Origin of the sequence: Streptomyces sp. NPDC102441, assembly GCF_044765585.1 — a bacterium.
Lineage (GTDB): Bacteria > Actinomycetota > Actinomycetes > Streptomycetales > Streptomycetaceae > Streptomyces.
This window is the reverse complement of record NZ_JBIWKH010000005.1, coordinates 88225-109960: the sequence shown is the minus strand read 5'-3', so window position 1 is coordinate 109960 and position 21736 is coordinate 88225. Positions and strand designations below refer to the sequence as shown.

Here is a 21736-nt window from a genome sequence, read left to right as displayed (position 1 = left end):
GGTCAGGCGGTCTGGGCTGCACGGGCGAGGGGGAGCCATTACGTGCAAGAACCCCGGTGGCGCGACTGACCGGTCACGGCCTGCGTGTCCCCCGGCGTCGCAGACCGGACATGGGCCACCGCATTTTCGGGGGCACACCGAGGGATACCTCGGCGGCTCCCTCGCGTACAGCGCGTCCGGCCTCATCCGTGTCGGCGCCGACGCAGACCAGGATGTCCTCACACACCAGTCGTACGCTCACCCATACGGCGACCGGGAGAGGCGGGCCCGTGGCTGGGGCGCCCCTGACGACGCCGAGGGTCCGGCGGCTCACATCCCGGCGTACGGCAGGGCTTGCGGGGGCAGTCGCCAATGCTCCGAGGATGCCGGACAGTTCCCGTACCGTGTGCGCGATCGACTGCCTGTGCTCCGTATCGAGGACCGCGGCACCGCGGATGAGGGTGAGGCAGCTGTTGCCCAGCAGGTCCAGGCGTCTCGTGGACGCGATCTCCTGCTGGACGGGCTCCTGCCCGCCCAGCCAATGGGGGGTGCGCCGGGCGATGGCGATGGTGTCGTCCCGGGTTCGGCCGAGCTCGTCCAACAGGGTGTAGACGGGCCGCAGTTCGTTCCACGGTCGCGCATCGCGTTCCTCGTCCGATTCGTCCAGTGCTCGCGCCGTCAGTTCCAACGCGCGGCTCAGTCCCTTCAGTGTGGCGGCCTCGGCGTTCCTGAGCAGGACGAGCGGCCGCGGCGGGAAGAGAAGCTGGCTGAACACCAGCGCCACGCCCGCTCCGAGCAGGGCGTCCTCCACCCGGTCGAGGCCCGCCTGCCGTCCGGCCGCGACGGAGATCACCGCGCCCACGGCTGCCTGGGCCATCGTGATGCGCTCTCCGTCGACGAGAAGCGCGACGAGGAGCGCGCACAGGACGGCGACGCCGACGGACAAAGCTCCGTGGCCGAGGAAGCGGAAGGCCAGTTGACCGACGACGACACCCGCGATGACCCCGGACAGGACTCGTACGGCGTTGGTGCCCCGTCCTCCGACGGGTGTGTTGAGCGCGACGAGCGTGGCGATCGGGGCGAAGAGGGGGACGTGATGGTCGAAGACGCTTCTGGCGATCCACCAGGAGAGCGCGGCGGCTGCGGCCTGCTGGAGCACAGGCCACAGGTTGCCCCGGATGCGCAGCCACGCTTCGTGCATCGTCCTCTTCTGTCCTCGGCGGGAGGCCGGGAGCCCTCGTGCCGTCATGGTCGTCGTGCGCCCGCCGGGGACAGCGCGGCAGTCCTCCTCAGACGACGTCGAACAGGCGGTTGCCCAGCTCGTGCCAGCTCCGCAGGCCGGGAAGGCCGACGGCCTCCTCAGGTCCCCAGCTTCCCGGTGCGTACGCCAGAGGCGGCTCGGCCGGATCGAGCACCGGCTCGACGATGCGCCAGCACTCCAGGACGGTGGGGAAGAAGGCGAAGCACTCGGGGTCGCCTTCGACGGCTCCGCGAAGGATGTTCTCGTAGGGGAGTTCCTGCCGCCCCAGCACCTCTGCGAAGTCGACACCGATGGGGACGGTCATCGGCCCGGTGGTCCTGTCCGGCTTGCTCAGCATCAGGTCCGCCCTGATCCCGGTGTCGCCGTCGATGCGGAAACGGATGGTGTTCGGTGGCGTCTGTGTGTCCTCGCTGCCGAAGAGCTCCAGGGGCGGTTGGCGCAGCTCGACCACCACCTCGGTGGCGGAGACCGCCAGGGCCTTCCCGCTTCGGAGGTAGAAGGGCACGCCTGCCCAGCGCCAGTTGTCGACGAACATCCGGGTCGCGAAGTACGTCTCCGTCCTGGAGTCCGGTTCGACGCCCTCGACGTCCCGGTAGCCGTCGTACTGGCCGCGAACGGTGTCGGCCGGGTCCATCGTGCGGGTGGCGTGCAGCGCCCGCCACTTCTCCAGCCCCTGTGCCTGAGCGTTGGTGGCGCTCGGCGGTTCCATCACCAGGAGGGCCAGGACCTGCAGCATGTGGTTCTGGACCACATCGCGCACGCAGCCCACCGCATCGTAGAAGGAGCCCCGGTCGGCGACGTCGAAGTCCTCGGCGAGGGTGATCTGGACGTTGTCCACGTACGAGCGGTGCCAGATCGGTGCGAGCAGCGTGTTGGCGAACCGGGAGACCATCAGGCTCTCGACCGCCCGGTTGCCCAGGAAGTGGTCGACGCGCAGAAGATGGGCGTTGTCGAAGTGGGAGGACAGCTCGTCCTGCAGCTTCCGTGCCGATTCGAGGTCGTGTCCGAAAGGCTTCTCCACCACCAGGCGGGAATGGCGGTTGAGTCCGGTCGCGGCCAGCGAGGCGGCGACCCGGGTGAACAGCGACGGTGGGATCGCCATGTAGTACGTCACGAACTCGAACCCCGCCACGGCATCCCGCAGCCGGGCGAAGGTGGCTTCGTCGGCGAAGTCTCCGGTGACGATGGACAGACCCGCCGTGAAGCGGGTGAGCGCCGCCTCGTCGATGTCCGTGCCTGCGGCGGCGACCGCTTCCCGCGCGTGCCCGCGCAGTGCGTCGTCGTCCCAGTCGACGGCCGCCACACCGATCACCGGCACGCCCAGCCTGCCGGACTCGGTGAGCCGGTACAGCGCGGGCAGCAGCATCTTCTTGGCGAGGTCACCGGAGATGCCGAAGATCACCAGGGCGGTGGAGCGTTCGAGGTCGGGTGGGCTGAGGTAGCTTTCGCTCATCGTCAACGGCCTTTCTCGGGCTTGTGCCCGAAGCGGGACTGCAGAGCCGCCTCGATCTGCTCGGGGTCGCGGCCCTTGGTCTCGGGCAGGTAGCGGCCGACGAAGAAGAAGGCGATCACGCAGATCCCGGCGAAGATCCAGAAGGTCTCACCCTGGCCGATGGCGGCCGCCAGGGGCAGGAACGCCAGGCTGACGACGAAGTTGGACAGCCAGTTGACCGCCGTGGCCACGCTCGAGCCCTCCGCCCGGACGGACGGCGGGAAGATCTCGCCGAGCAGTGTCCAGAACACCGGTCCGAGGCCCCCCGCGTACGCGGCGATGTAGATGACCATGAACAGCAGTGTCAGCACCGAACTCATGCCGACCACGAACGCGAGCCCGAGCATGAAGATCGAGACGGCCATGAGGGCGAGCGATACCAGGACCATGATCCTGCGGCCGGCCCGGTCGACCAGCCGGATCGCCGCCAGCGTCATTACCAGGTTGATCGCGCCGATGAACACGGAGTAGAAGATGGAGTTCGACGCGTTCAGACCGGTCTGCTGAATGATGGTCGGCGCATAGTAGATGATCGTGTTGATGCCGCCGAACTGCTGTACGGCGGCGAGCGTGAGCCCGACGATGAGGGCCGGGCGCACGTCGGGAGTGAAGAGCCTTCTGGTTCCCCGGTCGGTCGTTCCGGAATTCCGTTCCTGCTTCTCGCGTTCCTCGGCGATCCGGTTCTGGGCCCGCGCGACCAGGGTGTCCGCCGTGGCCTCGTCGGTTACCGACGCGATTCCCTTGCGCGCTCTGTCGGCCTGGCCATGGGAGATGAGCCACTGCGGAGACTCGGGGAGGAACCACACGGTGGCCGCCACCATGAGGGCGGCCGGAATCGCGCCGACGGCGAACATGGCCCGCCACATCCCGCTGCTCGAGAAGATCAGATTGACCAGATAGGCGATCAGGATTCCGAGCGTGATCATCAGCTGGTTCATCGTGAGCAGCCGTCCGCGGATCCTGGTCGGTGAGATCTCGGACAGATACACCGGGACCGTGGCCGACGCCGCTCCGACGGCGAGGCCCAGGATCACCCGGCCCGCCATGAGCATCAGATACCCGTTCGCTGTGCTCGCGATCGCCGTGCCGATGATGAAGACCACGCCGATCGTGCCCAGCGCCTTGCGCCGGCCGAGCCCCTCGGACACCCGGCCGGCCGAGGTGGCACCGATCACCGCGCCGATGAGGAGCACGCTGACGACGCTCCCCTGCTCGAAGGAGTTCAGGTGGAAGTCCTGCTTGACGTAGAGCAGGGCGCCCGACACGACCCCTGTGTCGAAGCCGAAGAGAAAGCCTCCCAGAGCAACAGCGGCCGCCCAGAGGGTGATTTTCCGCTGCCCCGCCGGGGACACCTCGGTGAGTGGCCCGTGGGTGCCTGGCTCTCTGGAGAAACCCTGAACCATGTCACTTCCTCGTGTCTCGATGAGCCGTCAAGCCAACGTCACCACTCTTCTGCTGATACCGACATAAATAGGATCAACCAGGTGAACGACAGGTCACCGAGCGTGACGAATTGCGAATCTGGCGGTCCGCGCCGAGACGGCCGGTGTTCGGCCGGCTGTGGGCCGGCGGACGCCGCGGAGGCGCGGCACCGGGTGGCGGAGGCAGGCCTGAACGCGGCCGGGCCGAAACGCCCACGCGGTCTGTGGCGAGGTCGAGATCAGCGGGCCGGTTCACCCCGGTCTTCCTGCTGGCCCTGGTCCTCGGAACGATCGCCATCAACGCGTAGTCCCGTGCCGGTGCGGTCGTGAACGAAGGCTGTCCCGGGTCTTGGCCGATGGTTCCGGAAAGACGCGCGGTGTCCGTGTCCGCAGAGCCGCCGCTGTGGTTCGGAGCGCCCGCTCAGGGCACGGCGACGGGTATCTCGCACCACACGGTCTTGCCGTTGCCGCGGGGTTCGATTCCCCAGGCGTCGGCGAGCTCTTCGACGAGCATGAGGCCCCGGCCGGATGTGTGCAGTTCCGTGGCGGCACGGCGTCGCGGGGCGGCTGGGGACGTGTCGCTGACGGCCAGACGCAGGGCCCGCCCGCCGTTCTGTACGGGCCTGGCCGTCAGCGTGGTGGCGCCGCCCGTGTACAGAAGGGCGTTGGTGACGAGTTCGCAGGCGAGCAGCTCAGCGGTGTCGCTGAGGGCCTCCAACGACCAGCCGCTCAGTGCTGTACGCAGCGCAAGCCGTGCGGCCCGCAGCGCGTCGGGGTCGTTGGGTGCGATTCCGGTCTCCCATTGCGGGGCTGGGACGGGCCTCCCCAGGGACCGCCGCAGGATCAGCAGCGCCACATCGTCCTCCTCCCCCGTGTACGCGGCCATGCTGTGCAGCAGGTGGTCGGCGAGGTCGTCGGGTTGCCCTGGCCCGGTGCGCAGGGCCCGGAGGAGCCGGCTGCGCCCCTCGTCGATGTCTTCGGTGCGGGCCTCGATGAGTCCGTCCGTACACAGCACGAGCGTCGAGCCGGGCTCCAGGACCGTCTCCGACGCCGGGTACACGGGTTGGGCACCCGGGGCCGCGAGACCGAGCGGGAGCCCACCGGGGATGTCGAGCCACTCGCTGCTCCCGTCCGGGCGCCGTAGCAAAGGGTCCGGGTGCCCGGCGCGCACTATCGACGCCATCCCTGTGCGTGGATCGAGCAGGGCGATGAGGCAGGTGGCGAAGCGGTCGGTAGCAAGCTCCGTCAGAAAGACGGAGGTGCGTGCCATGACGGTGGTCGGTGGATGGCCCTCGGCGGCGTACGCCCGAAGGGCGACGCGGAGCTGCCCCATGATGGCAGCGGCTGTCACGTCGTGGCCCTGCACGTCGCCGATGACTGCGGCGATCCGGCCGTCGGGAAGCGTGAGGGCGTCGTACCAGTCGCCGCCGATGCCTCCCCGGGCGCGGGTGGGCCGGTACCGGGTCGCGAGGGACAGGCCGGGGGCTTCGGGGAGGTGCCCGGGGAGCATCGCCGTCTGCAGTCCGGCGGCGAGCTCGTGCTCCTGGTCGTAGAGGAGAGCCCGTTGCAGCGACTGGGCGATGACTTTGCCCAGCGCGGTCAGTACGGTCCGCTCGTCCCGCGGGAAGCCGGCCCTGCCCTCGTAGGTGAGCCCGACGGCGCCGATCGGGGTGTCGTGGGCGATCAGCGGTAGGTAGACCGCCGCTGCGGCCTGCGGGAACTTCGTCAGGTAGGGCTCGACGGCCGGGTACCGCTCGATGAAATCCGTACGGTCCGTCAGGAAGACCGCCTCGCGGGCGCGGATCGCGTCGGTCAGTGGCAGGGGCTCGTTCAGACGGGACAGGTGGAAGTCGCGGATGAGATCGTCGGGGACGCCGTTCGCGCCGAACAGTCCCATACGGCCGTTGTCGACCAGGCCCAGGATGATGCTGGAGGCCCCGATCTGCTCCAGAAGCCGGGTGGTGGTCAGCGCCTCGGCGACATCCTCGACGGTGAGGGTCGGGACGAGGGCGTCGCTGACGTGTCCGACGATGTCGGCCTGGCGGCGTCGGTCGTTCCTGGCGATGCGCAGTTGTTCGGTCTGGTCGACGGCACGCAGTTCCTCGGTGGCGTCCCGGATGATCCCGATGACGCGGACCGGTCGCCCCTCCGGGTCGCAGACGACGTGACCTTGGGTGTGGGTCCATCGCAGCGCGCCACCCCGGGGCCGGCGGATCCGGAAGTAGAGGCTGAAGCCGGAACGTTCCCTCAGTGCACGTTCCACCTGCTCCTCGATCGCGGGCAGCTCCACGGGCAGCATCCGCTCACCGAGCGTGCCGAGACGTCCGTCGAACTCACCCGGCCGGAATCCCATCACAGCAAGGCCGCCGCGGTCGTAGCGCATCTCGCCGCTGGTCAGGTCCCAGGTGAAGCTGCCCATGCCGTTGACCGCCAGGGCGACACGGGCGGCGGCCTGAAAACGGCCCCGCGGATCGAGTCCACCGTTCGGTTCGAAGGAGTAGCTCATGGACCTCCTACTGACCGGCTCAACGGTGCGCTCGAAGGGCCGGGACGACGGGCCGAGCATCAGAGGCGGTCAATATCCCCATTCTGCGCGGAACCGCTTCTGCACGCCTGTCCTGCCGACAACGTCCTCGGGTGCGCCGAACCGCAGACGTGTCCTGCCCGGGGACCCGCTGTGGGCGGCTCGGCCCCGCAGATACGCAGCGCTGCCCCGGAGGGTACATATGTTTACGGCACCGACCTTCTGGAGGAGTAGCTGTGTGGCACGACATGCTGACTGTCCAGCTACCGATCGCGGAGAAGGTGCTGCGCACCGTCCTCGTCTACGCGGCGATGGTGGCTCTGTTTCGTTTCAGCGGGAAACGTGGCCTGGCCAACCTCAACACCTTCGACTTCGTCGTCATCTTCCTCCTCTCCAACGTGGTGCAGAACGCGGTCATCGGACCGGACAACAGCCTCCTGGGCGGCTTCATCGGCGCTGTCACGCTTGTCGTTGTGAATGCGCTGATGAATCGGTGGGCGGTGGCCGACCCACGCGTGGCCCGGCTCCTCGAAGGCACACCGACGACGGTGATCAAGGACGGTTCGGTACTGGAGGGCGCGTCCAGACGCCTGGCGGTGCGTCCGACGGAGCTCGAACACGCCGTCCGGATGCAGAACGGGGAGCGGATCGCCGATGTCGCTTCCGCGCGCCTGGAACCGGACGGCCAGCTCATCGTGGAGCTCAAGGCGTCCGCCGGGAACGCGAGCCGCGCCGACATCCGTCGGCTGGAAGAACGCCTGGCGTCGGTCGAGAGCCTTCTGCGAGCTATGGCGGACCGGCCTTCAGGAGGGGCGAGCGCATACGACGAGAAGCGCCCCCCGGACTGATCATCCGCTCGGCGCTGTCCCCGCGCGCCGGACGACGGTGCTTCACGTCGCGTCGGAACCGTCTGAGGGGCTGGCACGGATGGTCTCGAAGCCGGCGCTGTTGACCATCGCAGAGTGGGCCCACCGCTCTCCCCGCCTCACTCCACTCGATGTGTCAGGCGTCGAAGTTGACGTCGGTGCAGGCGTAGAACGCGTTGTCGGTGTCGGCCACGTTCCACACGGCGAGGCCCTTGCTGTCGTCATCCAGCTCCGCGAAGCGGCTGTTCCCGCCGCTGCAGCTGGTCAGGCCCTTGGACCTTCCACGCTCTGGGGCTCGTACGCGATGTCCCTCTGAGTGGGGGCCAAGAGGCGCGAAGGACACGTGCACTCACCGTCCTTGCCGGCGTGCAGAGACGCCGGCAGGGAGCAACTCCGCAACCGGAGCGGCGAGTTCTATCGGTCTGGACCATGCGAGCGGATGTGTTCGTATCAAACATGTGCCCCGGCATCCGGTCTCCCGAGCGTCGTTGTGGATCACGGATGAGTCGTCCGGGGCTTCCCGGCCTCCGGGCGGGTGACAGGCGGGGCAGCGCGGGTGCGGAATGCCGGAGCCCGGCCGCTCAGGAGCCAGACTGCCAGGGCCCGACGTCCCCGCAGATTCCGGAGTCCCCTCATGCCCCAGCCCTCCACCGGACCGACCGAAGCGGATACGTACCTGTCCGTATGCAGCTACACTCACCTGTTTCCGGGCGCCCGTTGCCGGGTCACGGGGCTTCCCGATGAGCGGGCCTTCGCGGCAGACCCGTGGCCGATCGACCTGGATCTGCGCTTTGCCGACGATGTGGTCACCGAGGTGGAGTTGCGCATCGAGGACCCGGCGGGCCCCGTACTCACCGTCCCGGCCTACACCACCGGCGCCGGCACGCCCATCGGCGGTCGCAGATGGCTGATCCGGAAGTGCGTGCAGACGGGAGACGAGGTCGAGCTGACGATCGGCAGCCCTGCCTGAGGGCAACGGGAACCGTTCCTGATGTTCCAGTTCCGTGGACGAAGAAGACGACACGGCAAAGGTGGCCAGGGCACTGCCCGCGCCACGGTTCGGAGCGGTTGCGGCTCGTCGGCGAAGAAGGAGGGCACGGGCTGGTTCCCCTCCGTCCGGGACATGACGTACGACAGCCCGTCATGTCCCCACGAACGCTCACGGTCTTGTAATGCGTAGGGCTCGAGGCGGAGTTGCCAGGGATTCTTCAGGGACTTTCAGCGCTGGAAGGCCCAGGGCTTCGAGCCCGCGCGTCCGCGCCGTCGCTTCGTGGCGTTCCGGCCCGGCGGCGTGAGCGCCGGGCCCGCCGGTAGGACGGTCAGTAGGCGTAGAAGCCCGAGCCCGTCTTGCGGCCGAGCCGGCCCGCGTCCACCATCCGCCGGAGCAGCGGGGGAGTGGCGGGCAGCGGCTCCTTGTGTGAAGCGTACAAGAGCGTGCCGGAACCCCGGCGACGTGCAAACTTCGTACAAGACGGCCGCCTGCCGGGCTCGGCAGACTCCTGGCATGACCGATGACAACGCCTCCGTACGCTTCGACACCAAGATCGCCGTACTGCTCCGCGACGACCTCGAGACCTGGCAGCGCCTCAACGTCACCGCCTTCCTGGTGAGCGGCCTCGGCACGCAGATGCCCGAGGTGATCGGCGAACCGTACGCCGACGCGGACGACACCCCGTACCTGCCCATGTTCCGGCAGCCCGTTCTGGTCTTCGCCGGGTCCAAGGAACTCCTGACGACCGCGCACACCAGAGCGGCCGGCAGGGGGGTGACCATGGCCGTGTTCACGTCCGACCTCTTCGCGACCGGCCACGACAAGGCCAACAGGGCAGCCGTCCGGGCGGTGCGGAGGGACGGGATGGACCTGGTGGGCCTGGCCGTGTACGGCCCCCGGAACGCCGTCGACAAGATCCTCAAGGGTGCGTCCATGCACCCCTGACCGGCGCCCCGGCGTCACCGGCCGGATACTCACGGACACACCCGTGCGAGTGATGCTCCCCGGTGCCATACTCGAGACAAGTCCGCTTGACAGGCTTGTCATTGTCCCGAAAGGCGACGCGTCATGAACTGGGCATCGTGGACCACCCTCGGTGTCTTCGCGGGAACCGGCGGAGTGCGCACCGAAGAGGTAGGTGTCGTGAGCGGTGATCTGACCGTACACACGACGTGGACCGAGGAGCAGGCCGAGGTCGCTGTCCAGTACAGCGGTGCCTCGGACTGGTTCACACTGGCCGGCAGTCCGGTGCCGTGCCCGTCCGAGGAAGCGAGCAGGTCCCTCCATCAAACTGTCGTCGAGGCGGTACGCGCCGGCGGCGGAGCCACGGTTCCGGCTCCGCACACGGTGGAGTGACCGCAAGGCAGGTGATCAGTGTTCCGTGGAGTGCTCCACGTCGAAGCGTTCCACATACCGCCGCTGCCAAGGCGTCTCCACGGCCTTGGGGTGATAGTTCCGGCGGACGTGAGCGACGGCTTCCTCAGCCGGAACCCCGTCCAGCACGGCCAGGCATGCGAGGGCCGTGCCGGTTCGTCCCCGGCCCCCTCGGCACGCGACCTCGACGCGCTCGTCCGGAGCCCTGCGCCACACCTCCTTCAGCACGGCGCGCGCCGCGTCCCTGTCGGCGGGCAGCCGGAAGTCGGGCCAGCGAAGCCACCGTGACTCCCAGGCCACCTGGGGCGGTGGACCGCCCAGCAGATGCACGGTGAAGGTGGGCTCGGGCCCCGCGGGGAGGGGAAGCCTCAGACCACGCCCGCGGACCAGCCGCGCCGACGGCAGCCGCAGTACGCCCTCACCCGCCGGGTCCCAGGTTTCCGTCACACTCAGCCCTTGCTGTCGAGGGTCCTGCTGTCGAGGTCCTGGGACAGCAGGATAGCCAGCTCCTCCACCGCATCCGGGGCGTTTTCGCCCACGGCCGACAGGACGAGCGCATCGCCGTGCCGGGCCGCCAGGGCGAGCACCGAGAGCATGCTCCGGGCGTCGACCGGAGCGCCGCCCTCACGTGCGACGGTCACGGTGACCGGCTGGCGCGCGGCCGCCTGGACGAAGAGCGAGGCGGGACGGGCGTGCAGGCCGCTGCGGGAGCCGACGGAGACGGTGCGCTGGTACATGGGTTCGCTCCAGGGGGAGGAGGAGATCTGCGGTTCGGGAAGGGACAGGGATCAGGCGGCCACGGCGACGTCGGATCCGTCATCGGCCGGGGCGGTACGCGGGCTCCGCCGCATGCCCTTGAGCGCGACGACCAGAGCGGTGGACACGGCGGTGCCGACGGCGATCGCCAGCAGATAGAGGAACGGCTCGCCGATGAGAGGCACGACGAAGACACCGCCGTGCGGGGCGCGGAGCGTACAGCCGAACGCCATGGACAGCGCGCCCGTGACCGCCCCGCCGGCCATCACCGACGGGATCACCCGCAGGGGATCCGCCGCGGCGAAGGGGATCGCGCCCTCGGTGATGAACGAGGCTCCCAGCACCCACGCCGCCCTGCCGTTCTCCCGCTCGGTGCCGGTGAACAGCCCGCGGCGTACGGTCGTGGCGAGGGCCATCGCCAGTGGGGGCACCATGCCGGCCGCCATCACCGCGGCCATGACCTTCAGGCTGCCGGGCGTCGGATCGGCCAGCCCGCCGACCGCGAAGGCGTACGCCACCTTGTTCAGCGGGCCGCCCATGTCGAAGCACATCATCAGGCCGAGGACCACACCGAGGATGACCGCGTTGGAGCCGGACAGCCCGTTCAGCCAGTCGGTGAGGGCGTTCTGGAGGGAGGCGATCGGCTTGCCGACCACGATGAACATCAGGAAGCCGACCGCGATCGACGCGAGCAGGGGGATCACCAGCACGGGCATGATGCCGCGCAGCGTGGGATGCACCTTCACCCGCTGGATCGCCATGACGGCCGCACCGGCCAGCAGCCCCGCGACCAGACCGCCGAGGAAGCCCGCGTCGATGGTGAGGGCGATGGCGCCGCCCACGAAGCCGGGGACGAGCGCCGGCCGGTCCGCCATCCCGTAGGCGATGTAACCGGCTAGAACGGGGACCAGGAAGCCGAAGGCGGCGGTTCCGATCTGGTTGAGCAGGGCGGCCCAGCTGGCCGCCTCGCCCCAGACGAAGTGATCGGCCACCGACTTCGCGCTCGCGATCTCGTAGCCGCCGATGGCGAACGAGAGGGCGATGAGCAGCCCTCCGGCCGCGACGAACGGCACCATGTAACTGACCCCGGACATGAGATAGGTCCGCAGCCGGACACCGAAGTGCCCGGACGTTCCCGCCGAACCACCCGTCCCGGCATCAGGTTCGTCCCGGCCGTCGGAGATTCTGCTGATCTCTCCCCGCTCGGCCTTGCGCCGGGCCTCGGCGATGAGCTCGGCGGGCCGGTTGATCCCGGCCTTCACCCCCGTGTCGACCACCGGCTTGCCGGCGAACCGCGTTTTCTCCCGTACGTCGACGTCGTGCGCCCAGATGACGGCGTCCGCGGCGGCGATGACCGCCGGGTCCAGCCGCTCGAAGCCGGCCGATCCCTGCGTCTCCACGCTCAGTACGACACCCTGGTCGCGTGCGGCCGCCTCCAGCGACTCGGCGGCCATGTAGGTGTGGGCGATTCCGGTCGGACAGGACGTGACGGCGACGACGCGGAACGGCTCGGCCGTCTCCTCCTCGGCCGCGTCCACCGGGTCCGGTACGGCTGCGGGAACCTCTTCGCCGCGGATCAGGGCCGCCGCGGCGGCGGGGTCACCCTCCGCCCGCAGCGCGCCGGTGAATCCGGGGTCCATGAGACGCCGTGCCAGGCTCGACAGGATGGTGAGGTGGTCGTCGTCCGCACCCGCGGGCGCGGCTATGAGGAACACGAGGTCCGCGGGGCCGTCCGCAGCACCGAAGTCGATGCCCCTCGCGCTGCGGCCGAAGGCCAGTGTCGGCTCGGTGACATGTTCGCTCCGGCAGTGCGGAATGCCGATGCCGCCGTCCAGGCCGGTCGGCATCTGGGCCTCGCGGGACGCGACATCGGCGAGAAAGCCGTCGAGGTCCGTGACGCGGCCGGCCGCGACCATCCTGTCGGCCAGTGAACGGGCGGCCGCGCTCTTCGTCTCGGCGGAAAGATCGAGATCGACCAGTTCCGCGGTGATCAGCTCACTCATCGCGGGGCTCCTTGCTCGTGGACCGCCCGGGGGACGGCGCGGGGGACGGGGTCGTCGTGCGACTGGACAGGGACAAGGGCGGTCATGGGGCCTGCTCCGTGAGAGCCAGGTCCATGGGGATGTCGGCGGTGGTGACCACCGAGGACGGATCGAGGTCGGCGGGCGCCGGCATGGCGCTGCCGGGGAGCTGCACGGCAGCGGCGCCGTGCGCCACCGCCGCTGCGAGCGCTGCCCGGCCCGTTCCGCCGGCGGACAGGAATCCTGCGAGTGAGGCGTCTCCCGCACCCACGTCGCTCCGCACGGCATCCACCCGTGCCACGGAGAAATGCGCTCCCGAGGGTTCCACCAGCAGCTGTCCGACGGCACCCAGGCTGGCGAGCACCGAGCGTGCCCCCAGCTCGCACAGCTCCTGCGCCGCCTTGAGCGCGTCCCCGACCGTCGAGAGCGGACGACCCACGGCCTCGGCGAGCTCCTGGGCGTTGGGCTTGATCACGTCGGGCCGCTCACCCAACGCGGCCACGAGCGCGGCGCCGGAGGTGTCGAGCGCGATCCGCACGCCTGCCCGGTGGCCGCGGGCGACCAGCTCGGCGTACCACTGCGGCGGCAGTCCGCGCGGCAGGCTTCCGCAGCAGGCGATCCAGTCCGCGCCCGCCGACCGGGCCCGGACGGTGTCCAGCAGGCGCTCGGCCTCGGCCGGGGTGATCTCGGGTCCCGCGGCGTTGACCTTGGTGAGCGTGCCGTCGGGTTCGACGAGGGTGATGTTGATACGGGTGCTGCCGGCGATGGGTACCCCGGCGGCCTCGATGCCGTGCTCCCCGAGCAGCCGGGCCAGCAAAGCGCCCTCCGGGCCGCCCAGCGGCGCGACTGCCACCGTGCGGTGCCCGGCGGCGGCGGCCGCGCGGGAGACATTGACGCCCTTGCCGCCGGGATCGACACGGTCCGCGGTGGCCCGCAGCACGGCGCCACGGGTGAGCCCGGCGAGTTCGTACGTGCGGTCCAGGCTCGGATTGGGGGTGACGGTCAGGATCATGCGCGTACCACTTCCGTGCCCAGGCTTTCGACGGCCCGGGCGTCCTCGGGGCTCAGCCCCGTATCGGTGATCAGCAGGTCTACGTGGGAGAGATCGCCGAAGCGTGCGAAGTGCTCCTGACCGGACTTGCCCGAATCCGCGAGCAGCACCACCCTGCGGGCCGCCGCGATCACGGCACGCTTCACGGCCGCTTCGGCCAGGTCCGGTGTGGTCAGACCGCCCTGGGGAGAGAAGCCGTTCGTGGCGAGGAAGACGACATCCGCGTTGATCTCGGCGTACGCGCTGAGCGCCCAGGCGTCGACGGCCGCGCGGGTACGGTGGCGAACCCTGCCGCCGACCAGATGCAGGGCGATACCCGGATGATCGGAGAGACGAGCGGCCACCGGCAGGGCATGGGTGACCACGGTGAGACGCGAGTCGAGTGGGACAGCACCGGCCAGCCTGACGGTCGTCGTCCCGGCATCGATGATGACGTTGCCCTCGGCCGGGAGCTCGCCGAGAGCGGCGGCGGCGATGCGGTCCTTCTCCTCGGCCGCCACGGTGTCGCGCTCGGCGAGATCCGGCTCGAAACCGAGCCGCCCGGCCGGAATGGCACCGCCGTGCACCCGGCGGAGGAGCCCTGCCCGGTCGAGAGCCTTGAGGTCACGGCGAACCGTTTCGGCGGTCACCTGGAACTGCTCGGCCAGAGACAGCACATCGACGCGCCCGCTCTCACCGGCGATACGGAGAATCTCTTGCTGCCGCTCCGGTGCGTACATGTGGATACGTTTCCGTTCATGCCCGAGTCTGTGGGTTCGACGGCAGACTACGGTCGCATCTCGGGAAAGTAAACACACTCGGCGAAGAGTGGGCATGAACGGACTTCGCAAGCGGTGATGCAGCGGACCGGAGCTTCTCAGCCGGTTCCGTGGGCGGCCGTTCGCGGGCCCAGCGGACGGGCCAGCAGGGGCGCACCCAGGGCCTGGTGGCCGCCGCTCGCCTGCATGCGCACCTCACCCCGCTCGCTGATCTCGGCGCGCACAATGCCGGTCTCGTCCGCGTAGACCGGGTGACCACCGGCACCGGAGCGGGCTGTGAGGTGGACGACGACCACGTCGTCCTCGGCGCCGCCCGCCTGGAATATGAGCTCGTAACTCTCCGGGTAATCCATGACGACCTCCCGACCGGGCCCGGCGGCAGCCGCTCGCCCGTCCTCCCCATTGTTTCCCACCTGAGCCCACCGCGCTCCAGCAGCCCGGCCGGGTGACCGTCCGTGACTGCGGATGCGGAAAGGGTGAGGCGGGGTGACCATCATCTGCAAGGGACCGGACGCGTGCTGTCAGCTTCGCACGGCCGCCCGTGACGCCAGGCGGTACCGCCGGCGCGATCGGACTTCGTCGGCGCGGGGCCCAGGGGCTCCCGGCCGCCCTGTGGAGAGGAACTGCCGTGCTGATGGCCAATCCCGCAACGCTGCGGAATCTCGTCAAGCGCTACGAGACACTGCGAAGCACCCATGCGCGGCTGGGCACTTCCGAGAGCAGCAGGCAACTCGAAGACGTCTCCTACACCCTGTGCGTCACGACCGGAACCAGGACCGTGCCCGACGCCCTGGCGGCCGCAGCGGCTCAGCTGCGCGCCGTCCCGTCGAGGGGATCGCTCGGCCCGGCGCCGGGGCCTGCCCAGGTGCAGCTGACCGCCTGACGCCGCCCAGTTCCCGAAGGAATGGCGCCGGTCCTGCCGGATCCGGCGCCATTCGCCTGTCCGGACATCGCCGGGCGACGGGCCGCACGACGCGCCGAATGGGCGGACGGCGCCGTCGATCGGGTGACACCCGGCGGTGGGACAACATGACTGTCGGCGCAGACGGCTAGGCATGACACCATGAGATTTGAGCCCCGCCGAAACAAGACCGTTTCCCCGCGTACCCGTCGGCTCCGTGTCGCCGGCGGCGCCTTGTGCGCTGCTGCGCTTGCCGCCACCCTCGTGACCGGCTGTGGTCAGGACAGCGGTGACAAGACCGCCTCGGAGACCTCTGAGGCTGCGAAGGTTCTCCCGAATCAGACGACCAGCCCCTCAGGGAGCGTTTCCGGCAGCCCCTCCGAGACGGCGCAGCTGACCAAGGACCAGAGCGAGCGCAAGGAACTGCTGTCGACCGTCAAGGTCACCTTCGACAAGGCCGCGACGACGGCCGTCGGGGAGGTGTCCGGTGGCAAGCTGACCGATCTGGACCTCGAGGGCCTCGACGACGACGACGACGCGAGCGGCAGCCCGAGCCCGACCGGCAGCGCGAGCCCGACCGGCAGTCCGACCGGTGGCACCAGCCCGAGTCCCGAGGGCAGCGCGAGTCCGAGCGGGACCGGCAGCCCGAGCCCGAGCGGCAGCTCCGCCGGCCCGAAGTGGGTCGCGGAGGTCGTCGAGGAGGACGGCACCGCCCACAACGTGACCATCGACGCGGTGTCCGGAGCCGTCATCGATTCCGCGCCGGACGCCGATCAGAGCGACTCCGACAAGCAGGAGCTGGCGGACCAGATCTCCAAGGCGACGCAGACGCCCCAGCAGGCCGCCAAGGTCGCCACGGACAAGAAGCCGGGCAAGGTCACCTCGGTCGGCCTCGACGAGAACGACAGCAACGCTCTGGTCTGGCAGGTCGACGTGGTCTCCAAGGACTGGAAGAAGACCACCTTCGACGTGGACGCCGCCAAGGGCACGATCACGGACGAGCAGGTCGACGACGACTGATCACAGCACCGACGGACTCATCGGTGGCGTACCGCATCGCGGTGCGCCACCGATGTGCGTTTCCGTCGGGGGCGGCGCCGCGGAACACCCTTGCCCAGGCTCAGTGGCCCGGGTCCGAAAGGTCACGGGTGAAGCGCAGCCCGGGCTTTCCCACCAGCGTGATCGCGCCCGTCTCCATGAACCCGGCACGGGCCAGCACGGCCCTCGAACCCGCGTTGTCCGCTGTCGTCTCGGCGCGGAGGGCGGTCAGACCGTACTCCGTGCGGGCCCGCGCACATACCTCGCGGACCCCTGACGTGGCCAGTCCCTGCCCCGTCGACCGCTCGGCGATGCGGTAATCCCCGCCGCCTGTTCCGCGAGCAACTCGGCGTGCCGCACGTCGAACCCGGCGAAGTAGTCGTCCCCCCGGTCCGTGATCGAAGCGGCGAAATACGCGCGGTTCTCCCGCTCGAAGGCGAGCAGAGCGGGCGCGTGATCGGGGCGGAGACGTTCGAGGACGGCCATCCGGCAACGGTATCCAGCCGCGGCCGTCGACGCGCCCGGGTTTCGACGGGAAGGCCGGGTTCTCTCAGCGTGCCTGCGCCGAGAGCGGCCGGATGTCCGTGCTGCGGCTCAGGGCGCGATTCCCACGTTCTCGAGGCGGCTCCACCTCCGCTCCTGCGCTCCGGTCATCGCGGGCCAGTGTGTGGCCCCTGCACGCGGATTCACCCGCGAGGCATAGGAGGCGGGACGGTGGTCCGGGCGGAAGAAGCACCCGGTCCCGTACCCGGCGTCGAAGGCGGGGCAGGAGGCGGCGACGGAGGCCGGCGTGGGCGGGCGTCCCGTCCGTACCCACGCGGACAACGCCGAGACCGCAGTGGCGTACTCCGACGTACTGAGCCCGCTGTGCTCGCCCTCCTGGGTGAAGGTCTGCACGAGGTGGCGGTCGCGGTGCGCGCCCTCCAGGCTCTCGCGGTATGCCGCCTCGTGCTCGACGAAGGCGGTGGGGTCGTCGATGGCGTGCATGGTCAGCACGGGGACGGAGACGGCCCCGGTCACATCGCTGTCGTAGGACAGGTCACGCCGTGCGGTGGGGTCGGCGGAGAACCGTTCGACCCCGGCGTTGAGCGCGGCGTCGTCGTGAGAGCCGCTGTAGCGCACATGCCGGTTGCTGAAGGGGCTGCGCAGGCCGAGCCGTCCCACGATGTCGCGGAACGTGAAGGTCGCGAAGGAGAGATGCGACTCGAGGGTCCGCTCGGGGATCCTGGTGACCGCGAGGATGTCGTCCAGGTTGCGCTGCTGGAGGGACGTCCGGTCCGCCGGCTCCGAGGCGTAACCCGTGCACTCCTGGAGCCTGGCGCGCAGCCCCGCACCGGTCATGGCCGAATCCTCGCGGAGCCCCATCCACAAGGGGTAGGACGGTTCGGACGGGCGTGGATGGTTCCGGCAGTAGTACTGGTAGACGACGCGGAGGTCCACCCGGTAGTCGTAGCCACGGGAGCCGCCCGCGAGGACACCGTTCGTGAGCAGGGCGCCGTCGTAGGAGGAGCCGGCGCCGCTTCCGTACATCTCGATGGTCTTCGCGGCCACGTTCCCGCCCCAGGACTGACCGTGGATCAGCGTGGTGCTCGGGCGCCCGAACCTCTCCGTGAACAGCCGGCGCAGATTCTCCGTGTCCGAGGCCGCCATCCTCGTCCCGTATCCGCCGCGACGGTACGCCGAACCCGCCCACGCGTAGCCCTGGTCGACCATGACCGACCAGCGTTCCAGATCGTCGGCGCTGCGCTGCGGGTCCGACTCCGCGCCCAGGTCGGGTCCGCCGTGGGCGTGCATGACCAGCGTTCCGTTCCATGTGTGAGGAACGGCGACGGTGTAGTGGGCGCCGTGGGAGTCCTGGCCGGAGTAGCACGTCGCCTTCGCCGTCAGGTTCGCCGGGCAGGGGACCGCTCCCGGCGTTCCCGCCGCCGCGGAGGGCTGGGCGGGGCCGATGAGGCCGACGGAGAGAATCCCCGCGACACAGCCTGCCGTCACTGCGGACAGCCTTCTGCGCGCACGCCGTCTCATGGGAAAAGCGACCACGGTCCTGCCTCCTGGCTTCTCGCTCCGGTGCATGCCGGCCGATGCTAGCCACGCCCGGGTCATCCACCAGGGGTCTCGCGATTGCGTTCATATCGTTTACCGGGACGCCTGGACTCGCACATCGGTACGAACGGTGACCTCGGGCCTTCACGCACGTTGTACAGGTCGTGCCTTCCTCATCCTTCAGCTCGCCCGCTGCGCCTGCCGCCCCTGTGGTCAAGTCGACCCCCTTCCTTCTGACGCCCAGCCAGGGAGAAGCCGCCCGCGCTCTCCTGGAGTACGTGGGCTCGCTGCCGCTGAGGGGAGCCGATGCGCAGCTGCTCGCTGTCGTCATCTCCATCCGGGCGGCCCGGAGCGGCGTCGGCAACCTCACAGGCCAGGACCTGCGCTCGCTGCGGCTGGCCGATCCGGAGGGGGCCGTGGCCGCCTTCGCGGCCCTCGGCTGGCGGGGGCAGGAGGCCCTGCTCGGCGGGGACATGGTCACTCCTGTGGGCGTCATCGTGCCGGACCTCGCCGACGGGCCGGACGCCCGGCTGCCCTTCGGCAAGGTGATGCGTTCCAGGGTGTCGGGCTGGTCGATGCGGACCCTGTCCGCCAAGCCGGTCAAAAAGACCTCGACCGCCGCTCGGCTGGCCGCACTGTTCCTCGCCGCCCACGGTCCGGCCGACGAGCACGGCACACTGCCCGCGCATCTGCCCGAGGACTGCCGGGCCGCCCTGCCCGAACTGCTCGACAAGGGGTTCCTGGCAGAGCTGGACGGTGACCGGTATCTGCTCTCCGAAGCCGTCCGGCACCTGTCGGGAACGCGCCCCCCGTCCGACCCCCCGCCCGGCACGCGCCACGAGCCGGAGGCGGAACAGCTGAGCTGGGACGCCTGGAAGGACCGGGCGAGCGTGGCCCTGCGTCGCCACGTCGAGGCGGTCGAGGGCTGCCCCGAGTGCTCCCTGTCCACGGCCAGGGTCTCGGAGGCCTTCATGCGCACGGCGGTTCCCGCCCAGTTCGGGGAGAAGGCGCGTAAGGCCTATGGCGCCTGGGAGTCCAAGTACCCCGACCAGGGGCCCGCCGCCGCCGAGTTCGCCGCGGCGTTCCGTGCCGCTCACGGTCACGGGCCGTCCGTCAAGCAGCTCTGCAAGGCGCTGGGCTGGGGGAAGATGTCACGCGAGCTGCGGATCCATGTCATCCGCAGGCTGATCGCCGACGGATGGCTGATGAACACCGATCCGGTGCCGTGGACGCTGCGCCCGGGCAAGGCCGCCCAGGCCGGGACGTCCGGCGCGACGGCCACCGCGGTACGCGGACGCTGATTGCGGCCACAGGGTTCAAGGTGCTTGTTGTGGGCATGCCAGGCGTAGTGCGCGTGCCCCCACAGCCACGCGCCTACCTGGAGGACGCAGTGAAACGCAGCGCACCGATCCGTAAGGCCGCACTCGTCGTGACCAGTGCCATCGCCCTGGTCATCGCCTCCGCGGGCAGCGCGCTCGCCGCCCCGCCGACCGCTCTGCCCGCGAACGCGGACGCGATGGAGCAGACATTCCAGCCGGCGTTCGACTACGACACGGACGGCTGCTACCCCACGCCGGCGATCGGCCCCGACGGAACGATCGCCACCGGGCTCAACACCACCGGCGCGGTCAACGGGAGTTGCCGTGACGCCGTGGATCTGGACAACACCAACGGCTATGCGCGGTCCACGTGCAACAACGGGTGGTGCGCCGTCATGTACGGGCTCTACTTCGAGAAGGACCAGGCGGTCGCCGGCAGCGGGCTCGGAGGCCACCGGCACGACTGGGAGCATGTCGTCGTGTGGGTCCAGGACAACGAGGCCCGCTACGTATCCACCTCCGCCCACGGCGACTTCGACGTCTACGCCGCTGACGGCATCCGGTGGGACGGAACCCATCCCAAGATCGTTTATCACAAGGACGGTGCGAGCACCCACTGCTTCCGCCCTGCGAATTCCAACGACGAGCCGCCGGAGAACCACTACAACGCGTGGCAGTTCCCGGACCTCGTCGGCTGGGACGGCTATCCGGCAGACCTGCGGGACAAGCTCGTCCAGGCGGACTTCGGGAGCGCGGTGTTCGGCCTGAAGGACGGCAATTTCAGCAGCCACCTGGAAAAGGCCCTCCCGGCGGGCGTGCCCTTCGATCCCCACGCCTGACGCACGGGGCGGGTGACACCGTGAGCCCGCCCCCGCGACGCGTCAGCGGGCCGACAGCTCCGAGGGCGCCTCCTGGACCATCCATCCGTTGCCATCCGGATCGGAGAAGGACATGAACGAATTCCAGGTGGCACCCTTGCCCTCCTCCCAGCCGGTCGCACCCACATGCCGGATCGGGGATACGTCCACGCCCCGGCCGGTCAGCTCCTCATGCGCCGCCTCGATGTCCGTCACACAGATCTGGAGACCATGCAGTGAGCCGGGAGCCATCACCTTCTCGCCCGGATAGGCGGGCATCCCCTGAAGCATGGCGATCGAACACCGCGACCCCGGTGGCGTCATCTGGATGATGCGCATACCGGGGGCGACCTCGTCGTCCAGGTCCAGTGTGAAGCCCGCCTTCCCGGAGTAGAACTCCTTCGCCCGGTCCATGTCGGTGACGGGGACCGGGATGACCTCGAGTGTCCAGTTCATGGAGCCTCCTCAGCAGAGCCAGTGGGCCTGGCAGGTCGGATCGTTCTCGGCGAGCCGCGACGGCCGGGCGCGCCACGGCGAACTCCGAAGGAGGTACAGCGTCACCCGGGAGCACGCCGCAGCGCACGTCGAAACGCCAGCAGGGCGTGTACTTCTAGGTCGCTGCCTGGGTGCTGTCCCGGAAGCCACCCCAGCCGTGCCAGCGGTCGATCTCGATCCAGGCGTTGACGCGGGCACGCTCACGGTCCGCGTACGGCTGCCCGAGGTACTGCTGGGAGAGCCGGTCGATGCCGGCCAGCCCCTCGTCGTCACTCATCTCGACGACGCGCCCGATCAGGGTCACATGGGTGTACCAGTCGGAGTCGTCGAGCACGGTCAGGGTGACACGGGGATCGCGACGTACGTGGTCGAGACGCTTGCGGCCCTCATCCATGTTGACCAGCACCCGGCCGTCGTCCCAGAGGTACCAGGTGGCCGTGGACACCGGTTGCCCGTCCGAACGAAGGGTGGCGATCACGGCCGGGTTGGGCTTACGCAGCATGGCGACCGCGGCGTCAGGAAGTGGAGGCTTCGACATGTTCTCTCCTCTGTCTCGTGCTGCGCCCTCCCCGTGGCGGTGAACCACACC

22 protein-coding genes and 2 pseudogenes are annotated in these 21736 nt (G+C 69.7%); 8 read left to right on the top strand and 16 right to left on the bottom strand.

The window, feature by feature from the left end; all coding sequences use genetic code 11:
• Positions 1-73 precede the first annotated feature (73 nt).
• From ACIREO_RS11975 to ACIREO_RS11960, 4 genes are all read right to left on the bottom strand, one after another.
• Positions 74-1180 (bottom strand): aromatic acid exporter family protein, encoded by a 1107-nt coding sequence (locus ACIREO_RS11975; protein ID WP_404107697.1) that lies wholly within the window; start codon positions 1178-1180, stop codon positions 74-76.
• 88 nt (positions 1181-1268) lie between these two features.
• Positions 1269-2693: a glucose-6-phosphate dehydrogenase gene (zwf, locus tag ACIREO_RS11970; RefSeq protein WP_404107696.1), complete on the bottom strand. Its 1425-nt coding sequence runs from the start codon at positions 2691-2693 to the stop codon at positions 1269-1271.
• A gap of 2 nt (positions 2694-2695) precedes the next feature.
• Positions 2696-4135, bottom strand: coding sequence for a sugar porter family MFS transporter (locus ACIREO_RS11965; protein ID WP_404107694.1), 1440 nt, complete (start codon positions 4133-4135; stop codon positions 2696-2698).
• A 439-nt stretch (positions 4136-4574) separates the two neighbouring features.
• Positions 4575-6659, bottom strand: a complete 2085-nt coding sequence (locus tag ACIREO_RS11960; protein ID WP_404107692.1) for a SpoIIE family protein phosphatase — start codon at positions 6657-6659, stop codon at positions 4575-4577.
• 254 nt (positions 6660-6913) lie between these two features.
• On the opposite strand from ACIREO_RS11960, the gene ACIREO_RS11955 reads away from it, so the two are divergent.
• Positions 6914-7525 (top strand): DUF421 domain-containing protein, encoded by a 612-nt coding sequence (locus ACIREO_RS11955; protein WP_404107690.1) that lies wholly within the window; start codon positions 6914-6916, stop codon positions 7523-7525.
• Between the two features lie 154 nt (positions 7526-7679).
• Here ACIREO_RS11955 and ACIREO_RS11950 read toward each other — a convergent pair whose 3' ends face one another.
• Positions 7680-7886, bottom strand: coding sequence for a hypothetical protein (locus ACIREO_RS11950; RefSeq protein ID WP_404108761.1), 207 nt, complete (start codon positions 7884-7886; stop codon positions 7680-7682).
• A 291-nt stretch (positions 7887-8177) separates the two neighbouring features.
• Here ACIREO_RS11950 and ACIREO_RS11945 point away from each other — a divergent pair, with 291 nt between their 5' ends.
• Complete coding sequence (locus ACIREO_RS11945; protein ID WP_404107688.1) at positions 8178-8513, top strand: hypothetical protein; 336 nt, start codon at positions 8178-8180, stop codon at positions 8511-8513.
• A gap of 349 nt (positions 8514-8862) precedes the next feature.
• On the opposite strand, the pseudogene ACIREO_RS11940 reads toward ACIREO_RS11945, so the two are convergent.
• A pseudogene (locus ACIREO_RS11940) lies at positions 8863-8973 on the bottom strand (3-hydroxyacyl-CoA dehydrogenase family protein); the annotation flags it as partial.
• A gap of 74 nt (positions 8974-9047) precedes the next feature.
• Here ACIREO_RS11940 and ACIREO_RS11935 point away from each other — a divergent pair.
• Together ACIREO_RS11935 and ACIREO_RS11930 are read left to right on the top strand one after the other, a co-directional pair.
• Positions 9048-9479: a DUF2000 family protein gene (locus tag ACIREO_RS11935; RefSeq protein ID WP_404107687.1), complete on the top strand. Its 432-nt coding sequence runs from the start codon at positions 9048-9050 to the stop codon at positions 9477-9479.
• 123 nt (positions 9480-9602) lie between these two features.
• Positions 9603-9890 (top strand): hypothetical protein, encoded by a 288-nt coding sequence (locus tag ACIREO_RS11930; protein WP_404107685.1) that lies wholly within the window; start codon positions 9603-9605, stop codon positions 9888-9890.
• 15 nt (positions 9891-9905) lie between these two features.
• On the opposite strand, the gene ACIREO_RS11925 is transcribed toward ACIREO_RS11930, so the two are convergent.
• From ACIREO_RS11925 to ACIREO_RS11900, 6 genes are all read right to left on the bottom strand, one after another.
• Positions 9906-10355, bottom strand: a complete 450-nt coding sequence (locus ACIREO_RS11925) for a protein-tyrosine phosphatase family protein (protein WP_404107684.1) — start codon at positions 10353-10355, stop codon at positions 9906-9908.
• A gap of 2 nt (positions 10356-10357) precedes the next feature.
• A complete protein-coding gene (locus ACIREO_RS11920) occupies positions 10358-10645 on the bottom strand; it encodes an HPr family phosphocarrier protein (RefSeq protein WP_404107682.1) in 288 nt (95 codons plus the stop codon).
• Positions 10646-10696: 51 nt separating this feature from the next.
• Positions 10697-12667, bottom strand: a complete 1971-nt coding sequence (locus ACIREO_RS11915; RefSeq protein ID WP_404107681.1) for a fructose-specific PTS transporter subunit EIIC — start codon at positions 12665-12667, stop codon at positions 10697-10699.
• An 82-nt stretch (positions 12668-12749) separates the two neighbouring features.
• Complete coding sequence (gene pfkB / locus ACIREO_RS11910; protein WP_404107679.1) at positions 12750-13697, bottom strand: 1-phosphofructokinase; 948 nt, start codon at positions 13695-13697, stop codon at positions 12750-12752.
• Entirely contained in the window at positions 13694-14455 is a 762-nt protein-coding gene (locus ACIREO_RS11905; protein ID WP_404107677.1) for a DeoR/GlpR family DNA-binding transcription regulator, read from the bottom strand. Before ACIREO_RS11905 ends, pfkB begins: the two co-directional genes overlap by 4 nt.
• Before the next feature lie 137 nt (positions 14456-14592).
• Complete coding sequence (locus tag ACIREO_RS11900) at positions 14593-14847, bottom strand: DUF6296 family protein (RefSeq protein ID WP_404107676.1); 255 nt, start codon at positions 14845-14847, stop codon at positions 14593-14595.
• Positions 14848-15122: 275 nt separating this feature from the next.
• On the opposite strand from ACIREO_RS11900, the gene ACIREO_RS11895 reads away from it, so the two are divergent.
• Positions 15123-15377 (top strand): DUF5133 domain-containing protein, encoded by a 255-nt coding sequence (locus tag ACIREO_RS11895; RefSeq protein ID WP_404107675.1) that lies wholly within the window; start codon positions 15123-15125, stop codon positions 15375-15377.
• Positions 15378-15557: 180 nt separating this feature from the next.
• A complete protein-coding gene (locus ACIREO_RS11890) occupies positions 15558-16415 on the top strand; it encodes a PepSY domain-containing protein (protein WP_404107673.1) in 858 nt (285 codons plus the stop codon).
• 100 nt (positions 16416-16515) lie between these two features.
• Here ACIREO_RS11890 and ACIREO_RS11885 read toward each other — a convergent pair.
• Both ACIREO_RS11885 and ACIREO_RS11880 read right to left on the bottom strand, forming a co-directional pair.
• A pseudogene (locus ACIREO_RS11885) lies at positions 16516-16919 on the bottom strand (GNAT family N-acetyltransferase).
• Between the two features lie 108 nt (positions 16920-17027).
• Positions 17028-18458 (bottom strand): hypothetical protein, encoded by a 1431-nt coding sequence (locus ACIREO_RS11880; protein ID WP_404107672.1) that lies wholly within the window; start codon positions 18456-18458, stop codon positions 17028-17030.
• A 182-nt stretch (positions 18459-18640) separates the two neighbouring features.
• On the opposite strand from ACIREO_RS11880, the gene ACIREO_RS11875 reads away from it, so the two are divergent.
• Positions 18641-19777: a hypothetical protein gene (locus ACIREO_RS11875; RefSeq protein WP_404107670.1), complete on the top strand. Its 1137-nt coding sequence runs from the start codon at positions 18641-18643 to the stop codon at positions 19775-19777.
• Between the two features lie 89 nt (positions 19778-19866).
• The gene (locus ACIREO_RS11870) at positions 19867-20634 is read left to right on the top strand and encodes an NPP1 family protein (protein ID WP_404107668.1); all 768 of its coding nucleotides are present in this window, start codon (positions 19867-19869) and stop codon (positions 20632-20634) included.
• A gap of 42 nt (positions 20635-20676) precedes the next feature.
• Here the strand turns inward: ACIREO_RS11870 and ACIREO_RS11865 are convergent, their stop codons facing one another.
• Together ACIREO_RS11865 and ACIREO_RS11860 are read right to left on the bottom strand one after the other, a co-directional pair.
• The gene (locus tag ACIREO_RS11865) at positions 20677-21108 is read right to left on the bottom strand and encodes a VOC family protein (protein WP_404107666.1); all 432 of its coding nucleotides are present in this window, start codon (positions 21106-21108) and stop codon (positions 20677-20679) included.
• Between the two features lie 154 nt (positions 21109-21262).
• On the bottom strand, positions 21263-21685 hold the full coding sequence (locus tag ACIREO_RS11860; RefSeq protein WP_404107664.1) for a PPOX class F420-dependent oxidoreductase: 423 nt from the start codon (positions 21683-21685) through the stop codon (positions 21263-21265).
• Positions 21686-21736 lie beyond the last annotated feature (51 nt).

What these genes read in the sequence shown, in the direction of transcription:
- zwf (WP_404107696.1), bottom strand. Translation starts at nt 2,693, where the DNA reads ATGAGCGAAAGCTACCTCAGCCCACCCGACCTCGAACGCTCCACCGCC.
- ACIREO_RS11860 (WP_404107664.1), bottom strand. Translation starts at nt 21,685, where the DNA reads ATGTCGAAGCCTCCACTTCCTGACGCCGCGGTCGCCATGCTGCGTAAG.
- ACIREO_RS11960 (WP_404107692.1), bottom strand. Translation starts at nt 6,659, where the DNA reads ATGAGCTACTCCTTCGAACCGAACGGTGGACTCGATCCGCGGGGCCGT.
- pfkB (WP_404107679.1), bottom strand. Translation starts at nt 13,697, where the DNA reads ATGATCCTGACCGTCACCCCCAATCCGAGCCTGGACCGCACGTACGAA.
- ACIREO_RS11935 (WP_404107687.1), top strand. Translation starts at nt 9,048, where the DNA reads ATGACCGATGACAACGCCTCCGTACGCTTCGACACCAAGATCGCCGTA.
- ACIREO_RS11900 (WP_404107676.1), bottom strand. Translation starts at nt 14,847, where the DNA reads ATGGATTACCCGGAGAGTTACGAGCTCATATTCCAGGCGGGCGGCGCC.
- ACIREO_RS11975 (WP_404107697.1), bottom strand. Translation starts at nt 1,180, where the DNA reads ATGCACGAAGCGTGGCTGCGCATCCGGGGCAACCTGTGGCCTGTGCTC.
- ACIREO_RS11930 (WP_404107685.1), top strand. Translation starts at nt 9,603, where the DNA reads ATGAACTGGGCATCGTGGACCACCCTCGGTGTCTTCGCGGGAACCGGC.
- ACIREO_RS11890 (WP_404107673.1), top strand. Translation starts at nt 15,558, where the DNA reads ATGAGATTTGAGCCCCGCCGAAACAAGACCGTTTCCCCGCGTACCCGT.
- ACIREO_RS11920 (WP_404107682.1), bottom strand. Translation starts at nt 10,645, where the DNA reads ATGTACCAGCGCACCGTCTCCGTCGGCTCCCGCAGCGGCCTGCACGCC.
- ACIREO_RS11905 (WP_404107677.1), bottom strand. Translation starts at nt 14,455, where the DNA reads ATGTACGCACCGGAGCGGCAGCAAGAGATTCTCCGTATCGCCGGTGAG.
- ACIREO_RS11965 (WP_404107694.1), bottom strand. Translation starts at nt 4,135, where the DNA reads ATGGTTCAGGGTTTCTCCAGAGAGCCAGGCACCCACGGGCCACTCACC.
- ACIREO_RS11865 (WP_404107666.1), bottom strand. Translation starts at nt 21,108, where the DNA reads ATGAACTGGACACTCGAGGTCATCCCGGTCCCCGTCACCGACATGGAC.
- ACIREO_RS11945 (WP_404107688.1), top strand. Translation starts at nt 8,178, where the DNA reads ATGCCCCAGCCCTCCACCGGACCGACCGAAGCGGATACGTACCTGTCC.
- ACIREO_RS11880 (WP_404107672.1), bottom strand. Translation starts at nt 18,458, where the DNA reads ATGAGACGGCGTGCGCGCAGAAGGCTGTCCGCAGTGACGGCAGGCTGT.
- ACIREO_RS11915 (WP_404107681.1), bottom strand. Translation starts at nt 12,667, where the DNA reads ATGAGTGAGCTGATCACCGCGGAACTGGTCGATCTCGATCTTTCCGCC.